Origin of the sequence: Macrococcus brunensis (assembly GCF_022343725.1) — a bacterium.
Lineage (GTDB): Bacteria > Bacillota > Bacilli > Staphylococcales > Staphylococcaceae > Macrococcus > Macrococcus brunensis.
This window is the reverse complement of record NZ_CP092179.1, coordinates 938,356-960,711: the sequence shown is the minus strand read 5'-3', so window position 1 is coordinate 960,711 and position 22,356 is coordinate 938,356. Positions and strand designations below refer to the sequence as shown.

The window sequence follows — 22,356 nt, the reverse complement described above, 5'->3', positions numbered from 1 at the left end:
TATAATATATTACATTTAAGAAACATTCCATCAACATGCTCATAAAAAAATAGAGCATCCGAGGATGCTCTATTCGACAATTGTGCTTTCTTCTGAAGTTTTGATCATGCGATTTTTGATCGGCTCGAATTTTGGTTTAAGACCATATCCAATGGTCAGAATGCCAGTGAAAAATATAAGCAGTCTGCTGATGTTGAGTGTCACCAGTTCCGGCACGATTCCACCTACAGCTTCTCGCAGGAGATCAACCGCATACGTAAACGGCAGGAACGGATGAATCATCTGAAAGAAATGTGGCGTCACTTGTACCGGGAACGTACCACCTCCACCAGAAATCTGGAGCACCATCAAAATAATGGCCAGTGCCTTACCGACGTTACCCAGTAAACTGACCATCGTGTAGACAATGGATGTAAAGACGATAGAGACCAGTACGGCAAACAACAGATTCATGACAGGATGTTTAGCATAAGCATCCAGTATAAAGAAATTACCGATGACGACGATTACAGACTGTATGATACCGATACTCAGGAATAAGAGCAGTCGTCCGGCAAACAGTTCTCTAAGTGAATAGATGCCTTTAAGCGACTGGTCTTTCAGTTCTGTCGTCAACAGATTGCTTGATAATAAGGCACCTACCCAGAGTGCAAGTGCTGTATAGAAAGGCGCACTGGCAGAACCATAATTCGGAATCGGGAACATCTGCTTTTCGTCTAACTGTATCGGATCAGAAAAATAATCCGCTTCCCCCTGAAGATCATTACGTAATAGTTTGATCAGTTTATTCATGACATCTTTTTTGTCTAGTTCTCTGAACTTATCTGCAGCTTTTTTGATATCTTTTTCGATGCCTGGTAAGTCATTGCGTGAAAACTCAGCTAAATCATGAATCCCTTTTTCTGCTCCTGGCAAATTGTTACGCAGAAGATCTGCGGTCTCATCGTATTTAGACATGACGCCTGGCAGATCATTCTGGGCAAAATGACTGATGCGACTTAAATCGTTCAGCACACCAGGCAGTTCATTCTGTACAAACTGACTTGCTTCTGCAACTCGTGCTTTGAATGCAGGAAAATTAGACTGCACATTCGCATTGACTTCCTTGAAGCGTTCTTCTAGTGCAGGCAGTTCATTGTTTATCGTCACCAGTCTTTCGTTTGCTGCAGAAGTCACCTGCTGAGCTTCCGTCAGGATGCCGTCGACTTTGTTTGCAAATTGCTCTGCGTCTCTGAGTTTCATTGCTGCTGTATCAAGTCCTGAATCTATTGTTTCAAGTCCTTGTAATAAAATAGACTGCATATCCATATTTTGAATGACACTTAGTGCTTCTTCAGCACGACTGATGCTGGACGCATCGATCTGACCGTTTTCCAGCTGTTTTTGCACGACTGCCAGGGCATTGTTGCTATTATTGAGTGCTTCTTCTATTTGACTCGTATCAATCGATGACTGTTGGAGTACGTCTGCGACTTCTTTCTGAAGCTGAATCGTCTGTCCAATATTCTGTGCAATCACCTTCATATTATCTTTAGAAGGCTGGTGGTCTTTCAAGGCACTAAGCGTATCCTTCTGAGCCGCTGCATTATCTTTTACTAGGCCGGCCATTGCCCGCAGCGCTTCACTCAGTGCCTGTTTAGCAGGTTCCAGATCGGATTGTGTCAGTGGTTCATCCTTGGTTTTAGCAACCGTCTGCATGGTCGCTGTCTTTTTGGCTTCTGTACTTGGCAATTCAGTCGTCACTGATTCAGTCGTTACCGCTTCAGTAGAATCTGGAATCTCTATTTTTTGTTCGGATGACGTTGTTTGATTTTCCTGTGTTGAACTGCCTTCTGTAGTCACCTTTTCTTCAGTATCTACTTCCTCAGATGATACTTTTTCTTCAGCTGATTCTACTTTAGTATCCGCTTTACTTGTCGCGTCCTGTGCCTGGTTTAACCGAGCGTGGACTTGAGGCATTCTGTTCTGCGCGGTTGAAAGAACTTCACTTGCTTTGTTAGTGGCATCTATCCCTTTAGCGACAGCCGCATTGATCTCCGGAAAACGTTCCTCGAACTGCTGTGCCTTATTCAGTGCAGCCTCTATATTGCTCATCTTACTGTTAAGACCCACAATCATCTGACCCGCTTCATTGATTTCACCGGCATGCTGATTGGCTTTGATCAGTTTAGCGGCTCCACTGTTAATTTCGTCTTTATAGGATTCAAGTGCATAGAATTCTTCTGCATATTGATTGATATCACCTTGATGTGCATCTATTTTCTGCACTGCAGCACTGAACTTTTCCATCTTGGGGATGGCGGCTTCAGCCTGAAACACAGCATTTTCAATCTTGTGATATAGCGGCAGTTTCTTCTCTAAATCGATACCAAGCGAATTACTTTCTTTAAGGAAAGCCTGAGTCGCCGCTTCAACAAACTTATCGTTTAAAGTCTTTGTGATAGCTGTCGCGCCCGCTGTCGTCATCTTAGGTGCGATGGCATTGATTTTCTGATTGACCTGATAATCGATATGCGCTCGTTTTGGCTTTTTATCGAAAATACTTGTCATATCTTCCGAGAAGTGTTCCGGAATATGAATCATGGCATAGTATTTCCCTAGTCTTACACCTTGTTTCGCATCTTTAAGGGAATCGACAAAGACCCAGCCGAACTGATCATTTGTCTTCAGTTCTTTGACAAGCGATTTGCCGACATTGACGTGTTTACCTTGAACAGTCGCGCCCTCATCAAAATTGACAACTGCCACTTTTATGCCTTTTGTATTGGAATAAGGATCCCATGAGGATTTTAAATTGAACCATGCATAAAATGATGGGAGAATACACAGTCCAAGTATGACGATGAGTACCATAGGCGTTTTGAGCGCATGCTGAACATCCTTAATAAATAAGCTGAAGATCTTTTTCATAGTAGTCCTCCCGTTTTTTCGATTCTACTATTCTACTTCATTGACGCATCATTTTCAAGGAAATAATACACTTGAATTTATATCAATATAACTTGTTATTAGTTAAAAAAGATTTTACCAGTTATATGTAGCCTTAAATGATAAAGATGTTATTATTCTAAAATATCATCAAGTTTATAGAAGTTGTTTAATAGTTCTTCATTTTCTGCCTTTTCTCCCACTAGATTGAGATCAATCAAAGATTGTTGTTCTATTTTCCATTGTCTCGTGCTGACTGCCTCGCAGAAGTAAGGATCATGACTGATAAAAAGTATGGCACCTTCAAATTTTTGCAGCATCGCTTCAATCAGTCCCTGCATTTCTATGTCGAAATAGTTGGTCGGTTCATCCAGCAATAACAGGTTCGCTTCTGAGAAATACAGCTTAATAAATGACAGACGACATTTTTCTCCCATCGACAGATAAGCAACTTGATCATCCATACGGTCTGCGCCGAATCTGAATGAAGCGAGAATCGTACGTACCTCACTAGCTGAAGCGATATTGAGAGACTGCACTTCTTCAAGCACTGTATTGGCATCATTTAAATTTTCCAGCTGCTGAGAAAAGTAACCGATCTTCACATTCGGATTCAGCTGAAGAGAACCTGTGTCTGGCTCCAGCTCATTCAGTAAAAGTTTAAGCAGGCTCGTTTTACCACTGCCATTTTTACCGGTCAAGGCTATCTTATCACCCGGCTTAATCTGGAAGGAGACATCAGTGAAAAGCACTTTTTCTCCAAACTTAAGTGAGATATTCTCTGCCTGAACTAAGTATCTTCCTCTGAAACCACTATGTTTCAAGTCATATTCTGTACGAGGCTGTTTGTCGCGCTGCGCCGTGAAGCCAGTTAGCTTCTGCTCCAGCTGATGTTCCTTTGTTTTATAACGCTTCGCTATTTTAGCAACTTTCTTCTGTTCTCCCACGTTCCTGACACTCGCTTTAGCACTTGCCTCGTGATGCCATTCTTTCATCTCCTGAATCATGCGTCGCATTTTCTGTTTTTCTTTATTTTCTTTTTGAATCAGTGCCGCATTCTCCCGGTCCTGCCGTTCTTTTTCTACTGCATAATCATCGTAATTCATCTGATATGTGTATGTTCTATCCGCTGTCATCTCTATGATCTTTGTTGCAGTCTGATTAATGAAATCCCGGTCATGAGAGGCAAAAAGAATCGTCTGCCCGGCCTCCTGCATCCAGTCTATAAGCCAGGCTTTTGTCTCCTGATCAATATGATTGGTCGGCTCATCGAAGAGAAACCAGTCTTTGCCACTGACCAATAGCCGAATTAATGAAACTTTAGTCTGTTCTCCGCCTGACAATGTATTCACAGCTCTTTCTATCAGTGACTCCGCCATGCCGAACTTTTTAATATAAGTTATAACCGTGTTTTCCAGTTCGTATCCACTGAGTTCAATATAGTCACTGATGGCCTCATAATCATCTACTATTCTCTGCTTCACTGCATAAATGTCAGGACGGACGCTGAGAATGTAATCCATGACGACATCATCTGACATCGTCTCCTGTTCCAGAATAACGGCATCATAATCGTCCCTTAGTTGATAAAGTAGCGTTGATTTGCCGACACCGTTATGGCCAATAAGCGCGATATGCTCTCCTTCAGAAACTGTAAAATGAACCTGTTCACATAGTACTTTATGTTCTACTTTTAACTGCTTAACAATTGTTTTCATCGAATCTCTCCCCATCAAAAAATCTCTCACTTATCATGTGAGAGAAATCGGCAAAGAGAGACCTGCCAAGGCATTTAAAAATAGACAGATTTATCCCGATAACATTTCACATGATATGTTTAGCATGTTATCGAATAATCATCTATGTAGATGCCTCCTTTAATATATTGGTTACATTTTACTATACACCTATAATTTAGCAAATAAAAAAAGAACTTCTGACTGATCAGAAGTTCCAGTATGCGGCCGAGAGGAGTTGAACCTCCACGCCCTTGCGGGCACTAGCGCCTGAAGCTAGCGCGTCTGCCATTCCGCCACGACCGCTCTAAAGCAATAAATTAATTATAACAGTAATTTAAAAAAAGAAAAGTCTTTGTGTAAAACTTATATTAAATTTGTAAATTTTGCTCGGCGCTGTCCTTCAGTCCTCTAAATATAATGCTGAAGCACTCGTTTCAACATCAGCTGATTCTTTTCAGTGATCTCTGAACGACGGGGTATCTCCTGATATGATTTCAGATCATCATGCCATGACTTCGGCAGCTCTAGCTCTGTTTCTTTCTGCCACTTAGTGATCCAGTGCACCGGCAGAGCGCCAGCTGGTGCCGGTAATCCTTTCATCGCCAGCCATACTTGGCTCCAGGCAAGCGGCGCAACTTGAAAGATATTATAGCCACCGCCGCCGACAGCAATCCATCTGCCACTACAGTATGTATTCGCAAGATATTTGACGAAACGCGGAATTTCCTCAAATATCCGCATCGTACAATGTAGATGCGTCAGCGGGTCTAAAAAGTGAGCGTCCGCACCGTTCTGACTTAAGATGACATCAGGCTTGAAAAAAGCACAGGCTGTCTCCAGACTTCCCTTAAAACACTCGAGAAAAGAATCATCTTCTGTATAAGCGTCGACGGGCAGATTCATGCTGTATAAATAGCCTTCCCCTTCACCTCTTTCATTATAATGACCAGTACCAGGAAATAAATAACGTCCGGTCTCATGAATGGAATATGTAAAGACATCATCTGTATGATAAAAGGTAAACTGAACACCATCACCGTGATGCGCATCGGTATCAATATAAAGAACACGTGCTCCGTATTTCTTTATCATATACTGGATGGCAACTGCACTGTCGTTATAGATGCAGAATCCGGATGCTCTACCCTGAAACCCGTGATGGAGACCGCCGCCTATATTGCAGGCTGTCTGGTCAACACCTGTCATCACGACGTCACAGGCTGTCAAAGTACTCCCTACGAGCCACGCTGCACTGTCATGCATATCAGGGAAACTTGGTGTATCATTTGTATTCAGTCCATGACTTTCACATTTATCAGCTGGCAGTTCGTTTTTTGAAGCGGCCTTCACCGCATCGATATAACCAGCATGATGAACGAGTGCCAGTTCTTCATCCGTGGCCTTTCTTCCGGCAACGATTTCATCATCATACAGGACCCCCAATTTTTTCAACAGATCAGTGGTCAGAACAAGTCTCATCTGATTAAAAGGATGCTGATCTGAAAAACGGTATTTAAGCAGTTCTTCTGTATAGACATATCGGCTCATAAGCGCATGTCCAGAGGGGTACGCACAGTAAATCCTGCTTCATTCAGTGCATCAATAATGGGACGCGGATTCATGGACTGCATACGGATCAGCACCAGCTTCTGTCCTGGGTTTTCTTTATCCCGATAGACCAGAATACTCTCGATGCTGGTGTGATGTACATAAAATACTTTTGTGACTTCGTGCATAATGCCTGGCACATCAGGTACTGCCACTTCAACAGCAGAACCTGGTGTCATAACGCCCGTCAGCTCAAGAAATGTATTCAGCATATCCTTCTGTGTGACAATTCCGATACAGCGGCCTTTTTTGACAACTGGGATAGAGCCGATTGAAAGCTCATGGAAATCGATAGCGATGTCTTCAACAAAATCTAGCGGATGGCAGGTCATAACATCACGATTCATAATATCAGCGACAGGCGCGTCTAACTTTACTTCTGTTTCACCTAATATCGACGGGAGAGCGAGATTGACATCCCGGTCGGTGATAATCCCCTTTACTCTTAAAAGCTCATCGACAACAGGCAAATGTCTGATATCTTCCTCGCGCATCAATTTGATGGCTTCATCAATTGTTCGTTCTTCATTGATAGTGATACATGGACTAGTCATGATTCGTTCTACTAACATAGCTTCACCCCTAAAAAAAGAATCGGTTTATAAACCGGATGTTATCAAACTGCTCAATCTGCTCATTGTTAATTCTGCTACCGATGCGTGCCATCAGACTGTTAGCAGGATGACTGGTGATTTCAGGGTCATTCGTTGCAAAGACTTCCATCCCACCAGCCTCCATCATTTTTCTCATGACGTCTTTATATTCAAAGACACTGAGCCCGCTATTTTTCAGATCCCAGTGCCAATAATATTCAGTCGTGATGATGATGTAATCCTCCATCTGGTCATCCAGCATCGCAAGCTTCAGCATCTCCTTACCTATTCCAAGACTTCTATATGGAAGCGCAACCTCTATAGCGCCGAGTTCCATCAGAAAAGGCAGATTCCCTTCGCTCCATCGCTCTAAAGGATCCGGATAAAGAAAAGTCACGTAGGCAATGATTTGAGAATGATCTCTGCAGATGATGATACGACCTTCCGGCAGATCCGCTATTTCTTTAATTGCTGCAAATTGTTCCGCCGGTCGTCTAAAGGCACTGAGACCGTCATCAAACGAATAGTGGGATAACTCATCACCTGACACTGGACCTTCAATAACAAAAGTCCGCGCTTGATATTGAACATCACGCCTGTAATAAGTTTTGGTGTGATTCATATGATTCTCCCTCTTAAGATTCAAATTATTTTGAAAATTTACTTATTTTTATTATATAATAAAAATGTACATATGAAAACGCATACAAAGGGGATGTAATGATGAAAAGTGAAATCTATGAAGTAGAGCACGGCCAGTATCATCTATCTGACTATGACCAGACCTATGCAAATTTTGATTGGACAGAAGTAGAGAAAGCTTTTTCGTGGCATGAGACAGGTCTAGTGAATATGGCGTATGAATGTATTGACCGGCATGTCGATCTTGGCAAAGGGGACAAGGTCGCACTTTATTATAAAGATAAAGAACGGCATGAGCAGTACACATTCAGTGATATGAAATTAAATTCCAATAAAGCTGCGAATGTACTCAAAAAAGCGGCTGATGTCAAAAAAGGAGATCGTGTATTCATCTTTATGCCCCGCTCACCTGAACTTTATTTCGTGTTATTAGGGGCTCTAAAGACAGGGGCCATTGTAGGGCCTTTATTTGAAGCATTCATGGAAAAAGCAGTTAAAGACCGCCTCGAAAATAGTGAAGCAAGCGTTATTGTAACGACTAACAGTCTTGTTGAACGTATTCCAGTTGATGAACTGCCCCACCTCAAGCATATTGTAATTGTAGACGAAGACGTAAGGGCAGATTACATTGACTTCAATACGTTATATAAGAAAGCGGACGAGACATTTGACATAGAATGGTTAGACCGTGAAGACGGTCTGATTCTGCACTATACTTCCGGCTCAACGGGGCAGCCTAAAGGGGTTCTCCATGTTCAGAACGCCATGCTTCAGCACTATATTTCAGGCTATTTCGTGCTCGATTTAAAGGAAGACGATATTTACTGGTGCACAGCCGATCCAGGCTGGGTCACAGGTACAAGTTATGGTGTCTTTGCACCATGGCTGCACGGCGCAACGAATGTTATAGCTGGCGGACGCTTCTCCCCGGAGGGCTGGTATCAGACTCTTGAAGAATTTAAAGTGACCATCTGGTATTCGGCACCAACTGCTTTTCGTATGCTGATGGGTGCCGGCGATGAGATGATTAAAAATTATAACCTCACGCATCTTCGTCATATTTTATCTGTCGGCGAACCTCTGAATCCAGAAGTGATTAAATGGGGCTATAAAGTATTCGGCAAACGCATCCATGACACATGGTGGATGACTGAAACTGGCGCTCATATGATTGTCAATTTCCCAAGCATGCCTATTAAATCAGGCTCGATGGGTAAACCCCTGCCAGGCATCGAAGCAGCGATTGTCGATAACGACGGTAATATGCTGCCGCCGAACCGTATGGGGAACCTGGCCATGAAAAAAGGCTGGCCATCTATGATGCGGACTATCTGGAACAACAAAGCAAAATATGAATCTTATTTCCTGCCGGGTGACTGGTATGTTTCAGGTGATTCCGCTTATATGGATGAGGACGGTTACTTCTGGTTCCAGGGGCGCGTCGATGATGTCATCATGACAGCGGGTGAACGTGTCGGTCCCTTCGAAGTGGAGTCTAAACTTGTCGAACACCCGGCAGTCGCAGAAGCAGGCGTTATCGGTAAACCGGATCCGATTCGCGGCGAGATTATTAAGGCATTCATTGCTCTGCGTGAAGGATATGAACCAAGCGATGAATTGAAAGAAGAGATACGCGTCTTCGTTAAAAATGGTCTTGCAGCTCATGCGGCACCTAGAGAAATCGAGTTTAAAGATAAACTGCCTAAAACCCGTTCCGGTAAAATTATGCGCCGCGTGCTGAAAGCATGGGAACTGGAGCTACCGACAGGCGATTTAAGTACGATGGAAGACTAGGTCATAGTTCTGCTGCATTATTGACAGCAGATTAATCTGTAAAGTCCGAAATCAGCTTACTAACGGACTCTTTTCAGCTCCCCATCCCTTTCAACGTATAAAGGAGTCCGTCATTTATCATATGACGGACTCCTCACTCTTATTTATCTTTAAAATAGTCATCCACTATCGGTTTGACTTTTTCACCATATAATTTAATGGCATGCATGATTTTGTCGTGCTCCATCGAACCCATCGGCAGATGAACCATGAAGCGGTTCAGACCGAGTGTTTCAACTGTACTGATTATTTTCCTTGCGACTCGTTCCGGACTGCCGACATATAACGAACCGTGTTCTATTTCCGATATATAGGCTGTCTCATTATAAGGCGCCCAGTGTCGTTCTTTTGCAAGGACATTATGACTCGCTTCAGTCGAAGGATAATATTCTTTGAATGCCTGTTCATCTGTGTCAGCGATATATCCCCATGAATGATTAGCGATAAAGAGCTGACTTAAGTCATGACCTGCTTCTCTGGCTGCTGCTTTATAAACCTCTACATTATAACGGAAGCGTCCGGGATTACCTCCTATAATTGCGTAGGTGATGGGCAGTCCTAAGTGTCCTGCTCGAACAGAAGATTCCGGTGAACCACCTGTCGCCAGGTAAATCGGCAACTTATCCTGTACCGCCCGAGGATAAACACCGCGGTCATAAATCGCTGTCCGTGTCTGTCCATTCCAAGTTACTTTTTCATTCTGATTGATCTGCAGCAAGAGATCTAATTTTTCCTGATATAACAAATCATAATCATCCAAGGTATAACCGAACAACGGAAAAGATTCAGTGAAAGACCCGCGGCCTGCCATGATTTCAGCACGACCACCAGATAGAGCATCTAATGTTGCAAAGCGCTGATAAACACGCACAGGGTCATCTGAAGATAGTACAGTGACCGCTGAAGACAGGCGGATACGTTCGGTCTGCATAGCCGCAGCGGCGAGTACTGTCACTGGATCAGAGACCGCATAGTCCGGACGATGATGCTCCCCTAACCCATAGACATCAAGTCCGACTTCATCAGACAGTCTAATTTCTTCCACAATATTTCGCATACGTTCTGCTGCAGATATTTTCGGTATAACCCCTTCTTCTGTATAAATGTCTGAGTTATCACCAAAAGAAGTTAATCCAAGTTCTATTTTCATACGAGAACACCTACTATATTTATTATATTTGATATATTAATTATATTGTTTTCTATATTAAATGCAAGCCTATACAGAAAAAAAACCATAGAATTATATTCTACGGTTCTGCTCTTTAGACCATTTATAAAATTCATCTGCTTTTAAAAGTGAATAATTTTTAGACAGCTTGATAATTTTTTTATTATTATCAAAGAACTGACCTGTTAACCCTTCAACATCATCATCCAAAGCCAGTTGAGAAGCTGTATGAATGTGTTCTCCTGAGTGATTCGCTGCAAACAGACTCAATCTACTGCTCATCCTTGGATTGAAGACATTAATAGTAATATTCTGTTTCTTTAAAGGCTGATTTAAGTAACGCATCAGAAGAATCCGGGCAACAAGCGCCTGTCTGGCTGCGACAATCCCGCGATATCGTTTCGTCTGCTGTTCAGTCGGCAGAGTGACTTTTGAGCGGTTCACAATATGTGGATGACTGGCAGGCAGCAGGATTCTCCCTCCTTTAAGTAAAGGTCGGAACTGCTGTATCAGCCAGTAGTGAGAAAAGTAATTAGCTACTAAATTTCTATCCAGTCCTTCAGCAGTCAATGACTGCTTAGGATAGATCTGTCCTTCTGTAATAATCATTGCATCAATATGACTGAAATCCCTTTTCAGTTCACGAGCCAGTTCCTTTACCTTCGCTTCAGAAGAAAGGTCTGCATGATAATAAAATAAATCATCGTGTGTTAAAATACTGTCAGCAATTATTTCATCACAGAGCGCTTGTCCTATTTTAGCATCATCTCCCAGAATGATAAGTTCAATCTGATGTTCAGCCAGATTTAAAGCAACCAGACGCCCCATTCCATTAATGCCACCTGCTACTAATATCCTTTTTTTACGACCGCTCATCCCATTAACTCCTCATCAGTTTTCACTATCTCCTGTCATATTAATATGTTTTGCACAATATTTCTAACTGTACCTCTTTATGCTAAAACTCATTTAAAGACATAACATGGTATATGACAAAGGCATAATAAGATTTAAAAAACCCTGCCAAAGCAGGGCATTTCATTTAATATAATCCTTTCGGTTTATCTGTCAGATCAATATAAATGCCTTTGACCTGCTGATAGTTACGGATTGTCTCTCGGTATGTCTCACGACCGATACCTGATTTTTTGTAACCGCCGAACGGTGAACCCGCTGGAATCTGATTATAAGTATTGATCCAGACACGACCCGTATCAATACGGTTCGCAATGTTAAGCGCACGGTTGATGTCCTTAGTGAAGACGCCACCACCGAGGCCATACTCTGAGTCATTAGCAAGTTTAATGACTTCTTCCACATCGCTGAACTTCTGAACGACAAGTACAGGTCCAAAGATTTCTTCCTGCGCAAGACGGCTGTCATTAGAATTAATTTCAATGATAGTCGGCTGGAAGAAGTAACCTTTATCTAAACCGTTATCCGTGATACGCTCGCCACCTGTAACGATATTCTGTCCTTCTTCCTTGGCAACTTGGATATAGCTTTCAATTTTATCAATCTGTGCCTGACCTGTCTGCGACCCCATCTGCGTCTCCATATCCATAGGATCGCCGACTTTAACGCTCTCAAACGCTGTTTTTAGTTTGCTGATGAATTCATCATAGAACTTATCTTCAACAAATAGTCTTGAACCTGCACTACATACTTCCCCTTGATTGAATAGAATACCTAACTGGACCCCTTCAATCGCCTGTTCAATATTGGCATCACTGAAGACGATATTTGCACTTTTACCGCCCAGTTCAAGTGTCGCAGGAACTAGTCGTTCTGCACCTGCTTTAGCCACTGAATAGCCGACTTCAGTAGAACCTGTAAATGATAATTTCGCTACATCTTCATGATTGAAGATGGCATTACCCGATTCCGAACCTTTACCTGTCAGAATATTGACAACACCTGCCGGCAGAATGTCTTTAATGATTTCTGCTAGCTTCAGCATACTATATGGTGTTGAAGATGACGGTTGAATAACAATTGTGTTACCTGCAGCTAGAGCCGGTGCTAATTTCCATGCTGCGAGTAAGAAGGGGAAGTTCCAGGCAACAACAGCACCTACGACACCAATCGGTTCATGACGGATGATACTCATTGTGTTCGCATCCATATCCTGGACAGAACCTTCATCTAAGCGGATGACACTCGCAAAGTAGCGATAGTGGTCTGCTGCTGTCGGAATATCAATCATGGAAGATTCACGCAGTGCCTTACCTGTATTAAGCGATTCAATCTGAGCAAGTTCGTCTTTATGTTCAATAATCGCATCAGCAATCTTATTCAAGTACTCCGCACGCTCTACCGGAGAAGTGTAACGCCAGGTCTTGAATGCTTCTTTTGCAGCTTGAACCGCTCGATCCACATCGCCTTCAGATGCTTTAGCGACGCGGCCTAATGTTTCGCTTGTTGCCGGGTTGGAAACTTCGAGTGTTTCATTGCCTTCTGCTTCTACAAATTCACCGTTGATAAATAGACCATAAGACTCTTTAATCACTTCATTAGCCAATAAAATTACCTCCTCAGTTTAGATATAATTTAATTATAGAGAATCAAGGAAAATAATAGCAAATGAAATGCTTGAATATTCAGTCAAAACCCCATCCATTAATCACATAATTCTCTATCTTCTGAAGCAATAAAGCATCAATCTATTGTTGAATCAGAAAAATATACAAATTAGCGAAAAAAAACCAGCTACTCACATAGCTGGTTTTTCACTAAAACGGTAAGTTCATGCCCTGGAATGGATTGCGGCCTTTTTTGCCTTTTTTCATGCCAGAGAACTGTTTCATCATTTTCTTCATTTCCTCAAACTGCTTGAGCAGTCTGTTGACTTCCGCCATGCTGTGTTCTGCTTTTACTATCCATTAATTCTTTTAAATTTTCCTCATCCTTAAAACTACAGAGTACTAAAACACCTCACGCAGGTGCGTGGATTGAAATTTTATCTCACTCATACCTAAAACTACAGAGTACTAAAACGCGCGTAGACATCATTCTTACCGACTACATATCTCACTCATACCTAAAACTACAGAGTACTAAAACCGCTAGTGAAAATTATACACTATTTTCATATCATTTTATTAACGTAATTTATTAATGCATTTGGCAGCTTACCAAATTCGATATCGATAGTGTACTCATGCTTACAGTATTTTAACCAGCTAAGCGTTACGTATATATCTATTGAATCAAATACCATAATATCTGTCATTCTATAATTCGCCGATTGTAAAATTAAGCTAGACAACTAATAAAGCCTTCTGTGCTAAACTCAATATGTATTTCCGTCTAAAGAAAACATAAGGAGTTAGCACAAATGGCCTGTACACATCTTACCACGGATGAACTTGCGTTCATAGAATCATATTACCACCAGAAAATTTCGGTCAGTGAGATCTGCCGGAGAATTAAGCGTTCAAGACAGACCGTCTATAATGTGATTAATGCACTCAAAGCAGGTATATCTGCACTGGAATTCTATCAGAACTATAAGAAAAGAAAATCTCTTTGCGGAAGACGTAGAATCGTCCTTCCTAAGCATCAGATCAGTTATATTCAAAAAAGGATAGCCGACGGCTGGACACCTGACACCATCATAGGCAGAAATGAAGAACCTATCAGCTGTTCTGTCAAAACTCTGTACAGAATGTTCAGGGAAGATATTCTTCCTGTTCAATCACTTCCGATGAAAGGGAAAAGAAAACCTAACGGTCATCATGAGAAAAGAGGTCGTCAGACTTTCAAACGTCACATTTCAGAAAGAACAGTTGAATTTCCTGACTTTGATACAGAGTTCGGTCATCTTGAAGGAGATACGATTGTCGGGCGTCATCATGGCAGCGCAGTCATCACCCTTGTTGAACGCGTTTCTAAGATGATCATCACCCTACGACCGGAAGGCCGCAAGGCATCCGACATTGAAAAAGCATTAAACAGTATGTTCGCAGCTTTACCTTATCGTCTCTTTAAATCCATTACATTCGACTGCGGTAAAGAGTTTTCCAGCTGGAAGTCAATCAGTAACCAACACGATATATCTATCTTTTTTGCTGATCCAGGCACACCTTCGCAGCGTGGTCTTAATGAACATTCAAATGGTATGCTTAGAAGAAACGGTCTCGACAAAGATATGGATTTCAACACAGTTACAGACGATTATATTATTCAAGTTGCACATTCCCTCAATAATCGGCCAAGAAAATCTCTTGGTTACAGGACACCATTGGAAGTATTTATGAGTTTCATCGAAGATGAGAAGTTGTCTAGCTTATTTTGACAAACGAAAAATTTTTAAATATTTATAGCTTCTTTTATATAAAACATAAGATAACCGCCAATACATCTGTATTAGCGGTTATCATTTAAAACGGTAAGTTCATACCCTGGAATGGATTGCGGCCTTTTTTGCCTTTTTTCATGCCAGAGAACTGTTTCATCATTTTTTTCATTTCATCGAACTGCTTGATCAATCTGTTGACTTCAGCCATGCTGCGTCCAGATCCTGCTGCTATACGCTTCTTACGCGAGACATTGATAACTGACGGATCTTTTCTTTCTTTTGCTGTCATTGAACGGATAATCGCCTCGACATGATCAATCTGCTTCGGATTCATATTCAGAGACTGAACATTTTTCATTTTGCTGGCACCTGGAATCATCTTCAGTAAATCATCCAGTGGTCCTAAGTTACGAACCTGATCCAGCTGTTCCAGGAAGTCGTCGAACGTAAATGAAGAAGTCTTCATCTTCTGTTCAAGTTCCTTCGCCTTTGTTTCATCGACGGATGCCTGTGCTTTTTCAATCAAGCTTAGAACGTCACCCATACCAAGGATACGGGATGCCATTCGTTCTGGATGGAAGGGTTCAAGTCCATCCATTTTCTCACTCATACCGACAAATTTAATCGGTTTCTGCGTCACGCTACGGATAGAAAGTGCCGCACCACCACGTGTATCGCCATCAAGTTTAGTTAAGGTTACACCTGTGACATCTAACTGCTGGTCGAAACTTTCTGCAACGTTAACTGCGTCCTGACCGGTCATGGCATCAACGACGAGCATGATTTCATCCGGTTTAGATACTTCTTTAACGTCGACCAGCTCATTCATCAGTGCTTCATCAATGTGAAGTCGGCCGGCGGTATCGATAATGACAAAATCGAGATGCTCTTCTTTAGCATGCGCAAGCGCCTGACGTGTGATTTCTTCCGGTTTTACTTGATCGCCAAGTGTGAAGACAGGAATATCAATCTGCTTACCGACTGTCTGCAGCTGCTGGATAGCGGCTGGACGGTAAATATCACACGCAACAAGTAACGGTTTTTTATTAAATTTCTTACGCATTAAGAGTGCGAGTTTTCCGGCAGTTGTTGTTTTACCTGCCCCTTGCAGACCGACCATCATGACAACTGTCGGTGGCTTCTTGCTCATATTGATCTGTGTATTTTCACCGCCCATCAGCTGAGTCAGCTCATCCTGTACAATCTTGATGACCTGCTGCCCAGGTGTCAGTGATGTCATTACATCACTGCCGAGCGCACGCTCTGATACAGTCGCAACGAATTGTTTTACGACTTTGAAGTTAACATCGGCTTCAAGAAGTGCCAGACGCACTTCCCGCATCATCACTTTGATGTCTGCTTCTGTTACCTTCCCTTTACCTCTAATTTTTTGCATGGTCGCCTGGAGTCTGTCTGATAATCCTTCAAATGCCACGCGATGACCCCCTATTCAATCATTTCTAACTGTTCTAATTTAGTAATCAAGGCCTTGTCTTCAGTCATTGCCTTCATCTCTGTTATCAGCTGCTGTCTTTCCTCAAATTTCTGGTAAAGCCCGAGCTTTACTTCATAATCTTCCAGCAGTTCGTCAGTCCGTTTAATATTATCATAAACCGCCTGTCTCGACACCTCAAAAGTCTCTGCGATTTCAGATAGAGACTCATCATCCAGATAGTAGCGTTCTAAATAATTGCGCTGCTTATCCGTCAGAAGGCCCTGATAAAAATCAAAGAGATAATTCATGCGCATGGTTTTATCAATATTAGCCTGCATGATTTTCTTCTTCGTCTTCTGTTATTTCGACATCACTGTTTTCAATCATATCTGCAAATAAACCGTAAACATAACTTTCCGCGTCAAATGGCTGCAAGTCGTCCAGTTTCTCACCGAGCCCGACAAATTTAACTGGAATATGAAGCTCGTTACGGATAGCGAGGACGATACCCCCTTTAGCTGTACCATCCAGCTTAGTCAGAACGATCCCTGTTACATCCGTTACTTCTTTGAAGGCTTTAGCCTGCACAAGTGCATTCTGTCCGGTTGTCGCATCAAGTGCAAGGAGTACTTCGTGCGGAGCCCCTGCTACTGCTTTAGCTAACACTTTCTTCACTTTCTCGAGTTCGTTCATAAGGTTCGCTTTGTTCTGCAGACGGCCTGCTGTATCACAGATCAGGATATCGACGCCTTTGTTTTTGGCAGCATTGATTGCATCATACATGACAGCAGCAGGGTCAGAGCCTTCAGATTGTTTGACGACTTCTACTCCGACACGGTCACCCCAGATCTGGAGCTGTTCGATTGCACCTGCACGGAATGTATCTCCTGCCGCAAGCATAACTGTCTTACCTTGCTGACGGTAACGATGGGCCAGCTTACCGATTGTAGTGGTCTTACCGACTCCATTGACGCCGACCATTAAGATGACTGTCAGATCATCTTCCTGAATATTCATAGCCTGCAGTTCATCATCTTCCTGCTCATAGATTTCAACAATCTTTTCAACGATGACTTCACGTAGATCCGCAGTTTCCGTGATATTGCGTCGTTTTGCCTCAAATCTTAATGATTCGACAAGCTCCATCACTGTATTGAAGCCGACATCGGCCTGAATCAGCATCTCTTCCAGTGCTTCAAAGAAATCCTCGTCTACTGTACGATAATGGGCCAGCAGATCATTCAATCTGTTCTGGAAATTTTCACGTGACTTTTCAAGTCCTTGACGGAATTTAGCGCCGATCTGCTGCGCTTCAAGTTCCTCAAATTCTTCGATGGACATCAGATCATCATCATCAAAGTCAAATGTCCATTCGTTATTTTTCTTTGCTGGAGGTTCCACCTGTCTTTCAGGAAGAGGCTGCACCTGCTCATCTTCCAGTTGTTCTGACGGCAGTTCCTCGCGCGGTTCTTCTGTAGGTGCAAATCTATCTTTCAGTCTTTTGAAAAAACTCATTTTGTAAGCTCCTTTATTTCATTATGATTTAATTCATTTAAATCGACACTGACCATCTGCGTGATGCCTGAATTCTGCATGGTCACACCATAAAGCCTGTCTGCTGCTTCCATTGTACCTTTTCTATGTGTAATCACAATGAATTGTGTATCGTGACTGAGTGTTTTGACGTAATGACCAAAACGTAGTACATTCGCTTCGTCCAGTGCCGCTTCAACTTCATCCAGAATAACGAAAGGGGCCGTTCTTACTTTCAGAATGGCAAATAGAAGTGCGACAGCCGTCAGCGCCCTTTCCCCACCTGATAAGAGTGTCAAATGCTGACGTTTCTTGCCAGGTGGTTCCACTACGATATCCAGACCTGCTGTCAGGACATCGTCAGAATTCAGTTTAATCTCACCATTACCTCCACCGAAAAGTTCGCTGAAGACTTGCGCAAAATTAGATTGAACTTGACTAAAGGTTTTATTGAACCTGGCTGTTACTTCATGGTCCATCTCTTTCATAATCGTCTCCAGCGTTTCTTTAGCTGATAGTAAATCTGTTTCCTGTTCTGAAAGGAAATCAAAACGTTCTTTGACCTCTTTATGTTGCTGGATGGCATTAGGATTGACCGGACCCAGTTCTTCAATAGCGAGCTTCGTCAGTTTCACACGCTGGCGTGCCGCATCAATATCTGCAGGTTCAGGATAAAGGTTTTCTGCCGCTTCAAAAGTCATATGATAGTCTTCCATCAAATGATAGATCAATGATTCCAGCTGGACATCTATGCGTGAATACTGCCCCTTCATCTCTCCAACCCCGTTTTCAAGGTTGTTCAGCTGGCGCATCAGTTCGTTATATTTCACCTGCTGTTCCTTTATATCTGCTGCGACTTCTTCAGCCTCACTTTTATCTTGATCAAACTGACGGATGACATCCGATAATCTCTCTTCGCTATGCTTGATTTCTTCTTTAAGAGCAGTGATTTTTTCTTCGATATGATCAATTTCATCAACCGCTTCTAAATCAGATTGCGCAGTTTTCACTTGCTCCAGTCGCTCTTCATTTGTCTGTTGTTTGTCCTGCTGATACTTCAGACGTTCTTCAATCATGACTTTTTTCTGACGTAACTCTGCGAGTGTCTGATTGACTTCCTTCTCAATAGATTGCGCATCTGTCTGAAGGAGCTGGTAACCTGCAATCTGCTGTTCAATTCCCTTCAGCTGCACATCATTTTCATCAATCGACTTGAGAAGTCGCTGATGAGTCGCCTCATATTCATTTTTCTGTCTGAGACGCTCTTCCTGCTGCTGATTCATCGCTTTTAAAGTGTAAAGACGTGATTGAAATTCATCACGCTGCAGTTTAAGCATGTGTTCTTGTTCTGCAAGTTCTTCGCCGGCACTTTGTAAGTGCTGAGCTTCAATTTCAGCATCAGTAATCTCTGATTTTAAGCTGTTGAATTCGGCCTCAAGGACCGATAACTGCTCCTGATATGACGATAACTGTACACCCACTTGTTCCAGCTCTTCTTTCTGTCTAAGAAGGACAGAGGGCTGACTTACACTGCCGCCTGTCATGGAACCGCCCGGATTAACAATATTGCCGTCAAGCGTGACGATACGAAAATTATAGCTTGTCTGTCTGGCAATAGTGTTCGCTGCCTCAAGGTCTTCAGCAACAACCACCAGCCCAGTCAGATTACGCACGATAGACGCATACTTTGAATCGACTGTAATCAGATCAGATAGCTGACCGATATAGCCTTCCAGCTGCTGCATTCTATCGATGATACTCTCTGCCATCGTTTTTGGCTGAATAGTTGAGAGCGGCAGAAAAGTGGCACGTCCACCTTTTCGTTTCTTCAGAAACTGGATGGCTGCCCGGGCACTCGCTTCATCTTCAGTGACAATGCTCTGAAGCTGGCCGCCAAGCGCAATATCCAAGGCAGTCTGATATTTTGAGTCGATATCAATCAGTTCTGCCACAGCGCCGTGAATACCGCCAAGTTTCTCTCTCAATATGAGCCGAACACCTTGATAATATCCCTGATATTCCGACTGCATTGCGGTCAGACTCTGATATTTTGATTTCAGCTTATCCAGATAACGATGACCTTGGCGCAACTGGTCATCCAGTTCACGATAACGCGTCTGCTTTGATTGAATATTAGCGAAAGATTCTTTATAGGCGGTCCGTTTAGCGGTCAGCTCTCTTTCCACCTGTTCCAGTTTATCCTCAAATACTTTCTGTTCACTCAGCATGTCCTGATAATGATGAATGTCTGGCTGATTCTCTGTGAAATATCGTTCTAAAGCGGTCAGTTCTTTTTCAATATACTTCAGTTCATTTCTTGCAGCTGTCTGGTCACTTAAAACTTGATAATACTGGTCGCGTGCTGTCTCAATTAAACCAGCAACGTCACTGTTCAGTTCCGCCAGTTTCTTCTCAGCACTTCGTTCCTCCTGACGCACCTGTTCCAGTTCTGCTCGTAGTTCAGCTGTTTCATCGGACAGTTTTTTACATGCTTGTTGAAGAGTTTCTCGTTCTGCCTCGAGCTTCTGCAGTTCCTTCTTTTGCCTTGCCTCTGCTTGCGATTGATTTTCCTGTTTTTCGTACAGGACAGATAACCTGCCTTGCTGCCGTTCAAGCTGCGTAGATAATTCCAGCCTCTGCTGATTCAGACGAGCTTGACTCTCATTCAGGACAGAATTTCTGTCATTCAGACTGCTGAGTTGTAACTCCAGCTTATCAGCCCGTTCTTTTTTGATCAGAATCATGTCACTGAATTCTTTGATTTCAGTATCCAGACGAGCATATTCTGTTTTCAGTGCCTTGATATCAGTCACTGTCACCTGAATATCTGCTTCCGTCATCTCCTGTGTGAGTGCCTGATGCTCTTCTGCTGCTGCCGATTCAATCGCCAGTGGTTCCACTCGTGCTTGCAGGTCAAAGATAATATCATTAACACGTGACAGATTCAGGTTCGTCTCATCAAGCTTGGAAGCTGTCTCTTTTTTACGCTTCTTGTATTTGAGGACGCCTGCTGCTTCTTCTATCAAGTGACGCCTGTCTTCTGGTTTCGCATTTAATATTTCATCGACTTTGCCCTGAGAAATCATACTGAACGATTCTTTCCCGAGTCCTGTATCGAGAAAAAGTTCTGTGATATCTCTTAATCTGCTTTTCGTCTGATTGATGAAATATTCACTTTCACCAGAACGATAAAGTCTTCTCGTAATGTTCAGCTGTGGGTCTGCATCTATCTGTCGCTCACTATTATCCAGTTTCAGTGTCACTTCTGCATAATTCAGAGCCTGACGAGTTTCAGTGCCTGAGAAGATAACGTCTTCCATGCGGGCACCTCTCAGACTTTTCGCCGACTGCTCACCTAACACCCAGCGAATAGCGTCTGTTATATTACTCTTACCTGAACCGTTCGGCCCAATAATAGCGGTCAGTCCCTGATCAAACTCTACTTTTGTCTTATCAGCAAATGATTTAAAACCGTAAGCTTCGACTGTCTTCAAATAAACCATTTTATTCTCCTAACTGTACGGACTCCAGCGCTATTCTCGCCGCCTGCTGTTCTGATTCTTTTTTCGTCCGGCCTGTACCGATACCAATCACGTCAGTATCTGACAGCACTTCAGAAGTAAATTCCTTAAAGTGTGCAGGACCGCTCTCATTGACCAGTCGATAAGTGATCTGTCCACGTCCTCTTTTGTGCATATACTCCTGCAGATAGGTCTTAAAGTCTATTGTCCCTGTCAGAAGTTCATCCGCGATGTATGGGAATATTGCAATCTCAGCGAAGCGGACTGCAGCGTCAAAGCCGAGGTCAAGATATAACGCACCGATAAAAGCTTCAAATACATCTGCAATCAAAGAAGGGCGCGTTCTGCCGCCTGTCTTCTCCTCCCCTTTGCCCAGCAGAATCAAGTCTGCAAACTGCTGATGCGTAGCAAATGTCACAAGTGATGGTTCACAGACGATGGCCGCCCGTAATTTAGTCAGCTGTCCTTCAGACATGTCGCTATGTTCTCGGTAGAGATACTGAGAAACCACCAATTCTAACACCGCGTCGCCTAGAAATTCCAGGCGTTCATTATCCATTATTTTGTTGAGCTTAAAGTCGTTGATAAAACTAGAATGTGAAAAAGCCTGTTCATAAAGCTGTGTGTTAACGGGTTTGATTGAAAGTTCATTCATCTTCTGGTTCAATTTCAGATGGAATTGATTTAAGATTGTCTGTTTTCGGTTCATTGAGGGCCTCCTTTATGTTATCTATCCTATTTTACGTTAAAAAGTCCTGAAAAAAAAGGAAAAGTGGTCTCATAAGAGACCACTTCCACTTATTTTTCTAATGATTCGATGTAGTTCACTGCATCACCAACTGTGTTGATTTTTTCAGCTTCTTCATCAGGAATCTCCATACCGAATTCATCTTCAAGTTCCATCACGAGTTCCGCGATGTCTAAAGAGTCAGCACCTAAATCATCTTTAAAAGATGCTTCTGGTGTCACTTTGTCAGCGTCAACGCCTAAACGGTCAACGATGATATCTTTTACTTTATCGAAATTTGCCATTGTTTTCACCTCCTTGAAATG

At 42.6% G+C, this 22,356-nt stretch carries 16 protein-coding genes, 1 tRNA gene and 1 pseudogene; 2 read left to right on the top strand and 16 right to left on the bottom strand.

What is annotated here, in order from left to right; all coding sequences use genetic code 11:
* Nucleotides 1–69: 69 nt before the first annotated feature.
* The 6 genes from MGG13_RS04965 to MGG13_RS04940 form a co-directional block, all read right to left on the bottom strand.
* Nucleotides 70–2,910: a YhgE/Pip domain-containing protein gene (locus MGG13_RS04965; RefSeq protein WP_239035582.1), complete on the bottom strand. Its 2,841-nt coding sequence runs from the start codon at nt 2,908–2,910 to the stop codon at nt 70–72.
* Between the two features lie 152 nt (nt 2,911–3,062).
* Nucleotides 3,063–4,646, bottom strand: coding sequence for a ribosomal protection-like ABC-F family protein (gene abc-f / locus MGG13_RS04960; protein WP_239035581.1), 1,584 nt, complete (start codon nt 4,644–4,646; stop codon nt 3,063–3,065).
* A 241-nt stretch (nt 4,647–4,887) separates the two neighbouring features.
* Nucleotides 4,888–4,970, bottom strand: a tRNA-Leu gene (locus MGG13_RS04955).
* Nucleotides 4,971–5,075: 105 nt separating this feature from the next.
* A complete protein-coding gene (locus tag MGG13_RS04950) occupies nt 5,076–6,215 on the bottom strand; it encodes an acetoin utilization protein AcuC (RefSeq protein WP_133432024.1) in 1,140 nt (379 codons plus the stop codon).
* A complete protein-coding gene (locus MGG13_RS04945; protein WP_133432023.1) occupies nt 6,212–6,847 on the bottom strand; it encodes a CBS and ACT domain-containing protein in 636 nt (211 codons plus the stop codon). Before MGG13_RS04945 ends, MGG13_RS04950 begins: the two co-directional genes overlap by 4 nt.
* A 10-nt stretch (nt 6,848–6,857) precedes the next feature.
* Nucleotides 6,858–7,490: a GNAT family N-acetyltransferase gene (locus tag MGG13_RS04940; protein WP_239035580.1), complete on the bottom strand. Its 633-nt coding sequence runs from the start codon at nt 7,488–7,490 to the stop codon at nt 6,858–6,860.
* Between the two features lie 101 nt (nt 7,491–7,591).
* On the opposite strand from MGG13_RS04940, the gene acsA reads away from it, so the two are divergent.
* The gene (gene acsA / locus MGG13_RS04935) at nt 7,592–9,304 is read left to right on the top strand and encodes an acetate--CoA ligase (protein ID WP_239035579.1); all 1,713 of its coding nucleotides are present in this window, start codon (nt 7,592–7,594) and stop codon (nt 9,302–9,304) included.
* A gap of 139 nt (nt 9,305–9,443) precedes the next feature.
* Here acsA and MGG13_RS04930 read toward each other — a convergent pair whose 3' ends face one another.
* The 4 genes and pseudogenes from MGG13_RS04930 to MGG13_RS04915 all read right to left on the bottom strand — a co-directional run.
* Nucleotides 9,444–10,493, bottom strand: a complete 1,050-nt coding sequence (locus MGG13_RS04930) for an LLM class flavin-dependent oxidoreductase (RefSeq protein ID WP_239035578.1) — start codon at nt 10,491–10,493, stop codon at nt 9,444–9,446.
* A 93-nt stretch (nt 10,494–10,586) separates the two neighbouring features.
* Complete coding sequence (locus tag MGG13_RS04925) at nt 10,587–11,390, bottom strand: SDR family NAD(P)-dependent oxidoreductase (protein WP_239035577.1); 804 nt, start codon at nt 11,388–11,390, stop codon at nt 10,587–10,589.
* 166 nt (nt 11,391–11,556) lie between these two features.
* Nucleotides 11,557–13,035, bottom strand: a complete 1,479-nt coding sequence (locus tag MGG13_RS04920) for an aldehyde dehydrogenase family protein (RefSeq protein ID WP_420827908.1) — start codon at nt 13,033–13,035, stop codon at nt 11,557–11,559.
* Between the two features lie 211 nt (nt 13,036–13,246).
* A pseudogene (locus MGG13_RS04915) lies at nt 13,247–13,366 on the bottom strand (Signal recognition particle GTPase); the annotation flags it as partial.
* 485 nt (nt 13,367–13,851) lie between these two features.
* On the opposite strand from MGG13_RS04915, the gene MGG13_RS04910 reads away from it, so the two are divergent.
* Nucleotides 13,852–14,811 (top strand): IS30 family transposase, encoded by a 960-nt coding sequence (locus tag MGG13_RS04910; RefSeq protein WP_239035576.1) that lies wholly within the window; start codon nt 13,852–13,854, stop codon nt 14,809–14,811.
* An 85-nt stretch (nt 14,812–14,896) separates the two neighbouring features.
* Here MGG13_RS04910 and ffh read toward each other — a convergent pair whose 3' ends face one another.
* The 6 genes from ffh to MGG13_RS04880 all read right to left on the bottom strand — a co-directional run bounded on the left by ffh (nt 14,897) and on the right by MGG13_RS04880 (nt 22,335).
* A complete protein-coding gene (gene ffh, locus MGG13_RS04905) occupies nt 14,897–16,249 on the bottom strand; it encodes a signal recognition particle protein (RefSeq protein WP_239035575.1) in 1,353 nt (450 codons plus the stop codon).
* An 11-nt stretch (nt 16,250–16,260) separates the two neighbouring features.
* Nucleotides 16,261–16,590, bottom strand: a complete 330-nt coding sequence (locus MGG13_RS04900; protein WP_239035672.1) for a putative DNA-binding protein — start codon at nt 16,588–16,590, stop codon at nt 16,261–16,263.
* Complete coding sequence (ftsY, locus tag MGG13_RS04895; protein ID WP_239035574.1) at nt 16,577–17,764, bottom strand: signal recognition particle-docking protein FtsY; 1,188 nt, start codon at nt 17,762–17,764, stop codon at nt 16,577–16,579. Before ftsY ends, MGG13_RS04900 begins: the two co-directional genes overlap by 14 nt.
* A complete protein-coding gene (gene smc / locus MGG13_RS04890; RefSeq protein ID WP_239035573.1) occupies nt 17,761–21,285 on the bottom strand; it encodes a chromosome segregation protein SMC in 3,525 nt (1,174 codons plus the stop codon). The genes ftsY and smc overlap by 4 nt, the downstream gene beginning before the upstream one ends.
* Before the next feature lies 1 nt (nt 21,286).
* The gene (gene rnc / locus MGG13_RS04885; protein WP_239035572.1) at nt 21,287–22,012 is read right to left on the bottom strand and encodes a ribonuclease III; all 726 of its coding nucleotides are present in this window, start codon (nt 22,010–22,012) and stop codon (nt 21,287–21,289) included.
* A gap of 89 nt (nt 22,013–22,101) precedes the next feature.
* Nucleotides 22,102–22,335 carry an acyl carrier protein gene (locus MGG13_RS04880; protein WP_133430970.1) on the bottom strand — a complete coding sequence of 78 codons (234 nt, stop codon included), beginning with the start codon at nt 22,333–22,335 and terminating at the stop codon, nt 22,102–22,104.
* Between the last annotated feature and the right edge of the window lie 21 nt (nt 22,336–22,356).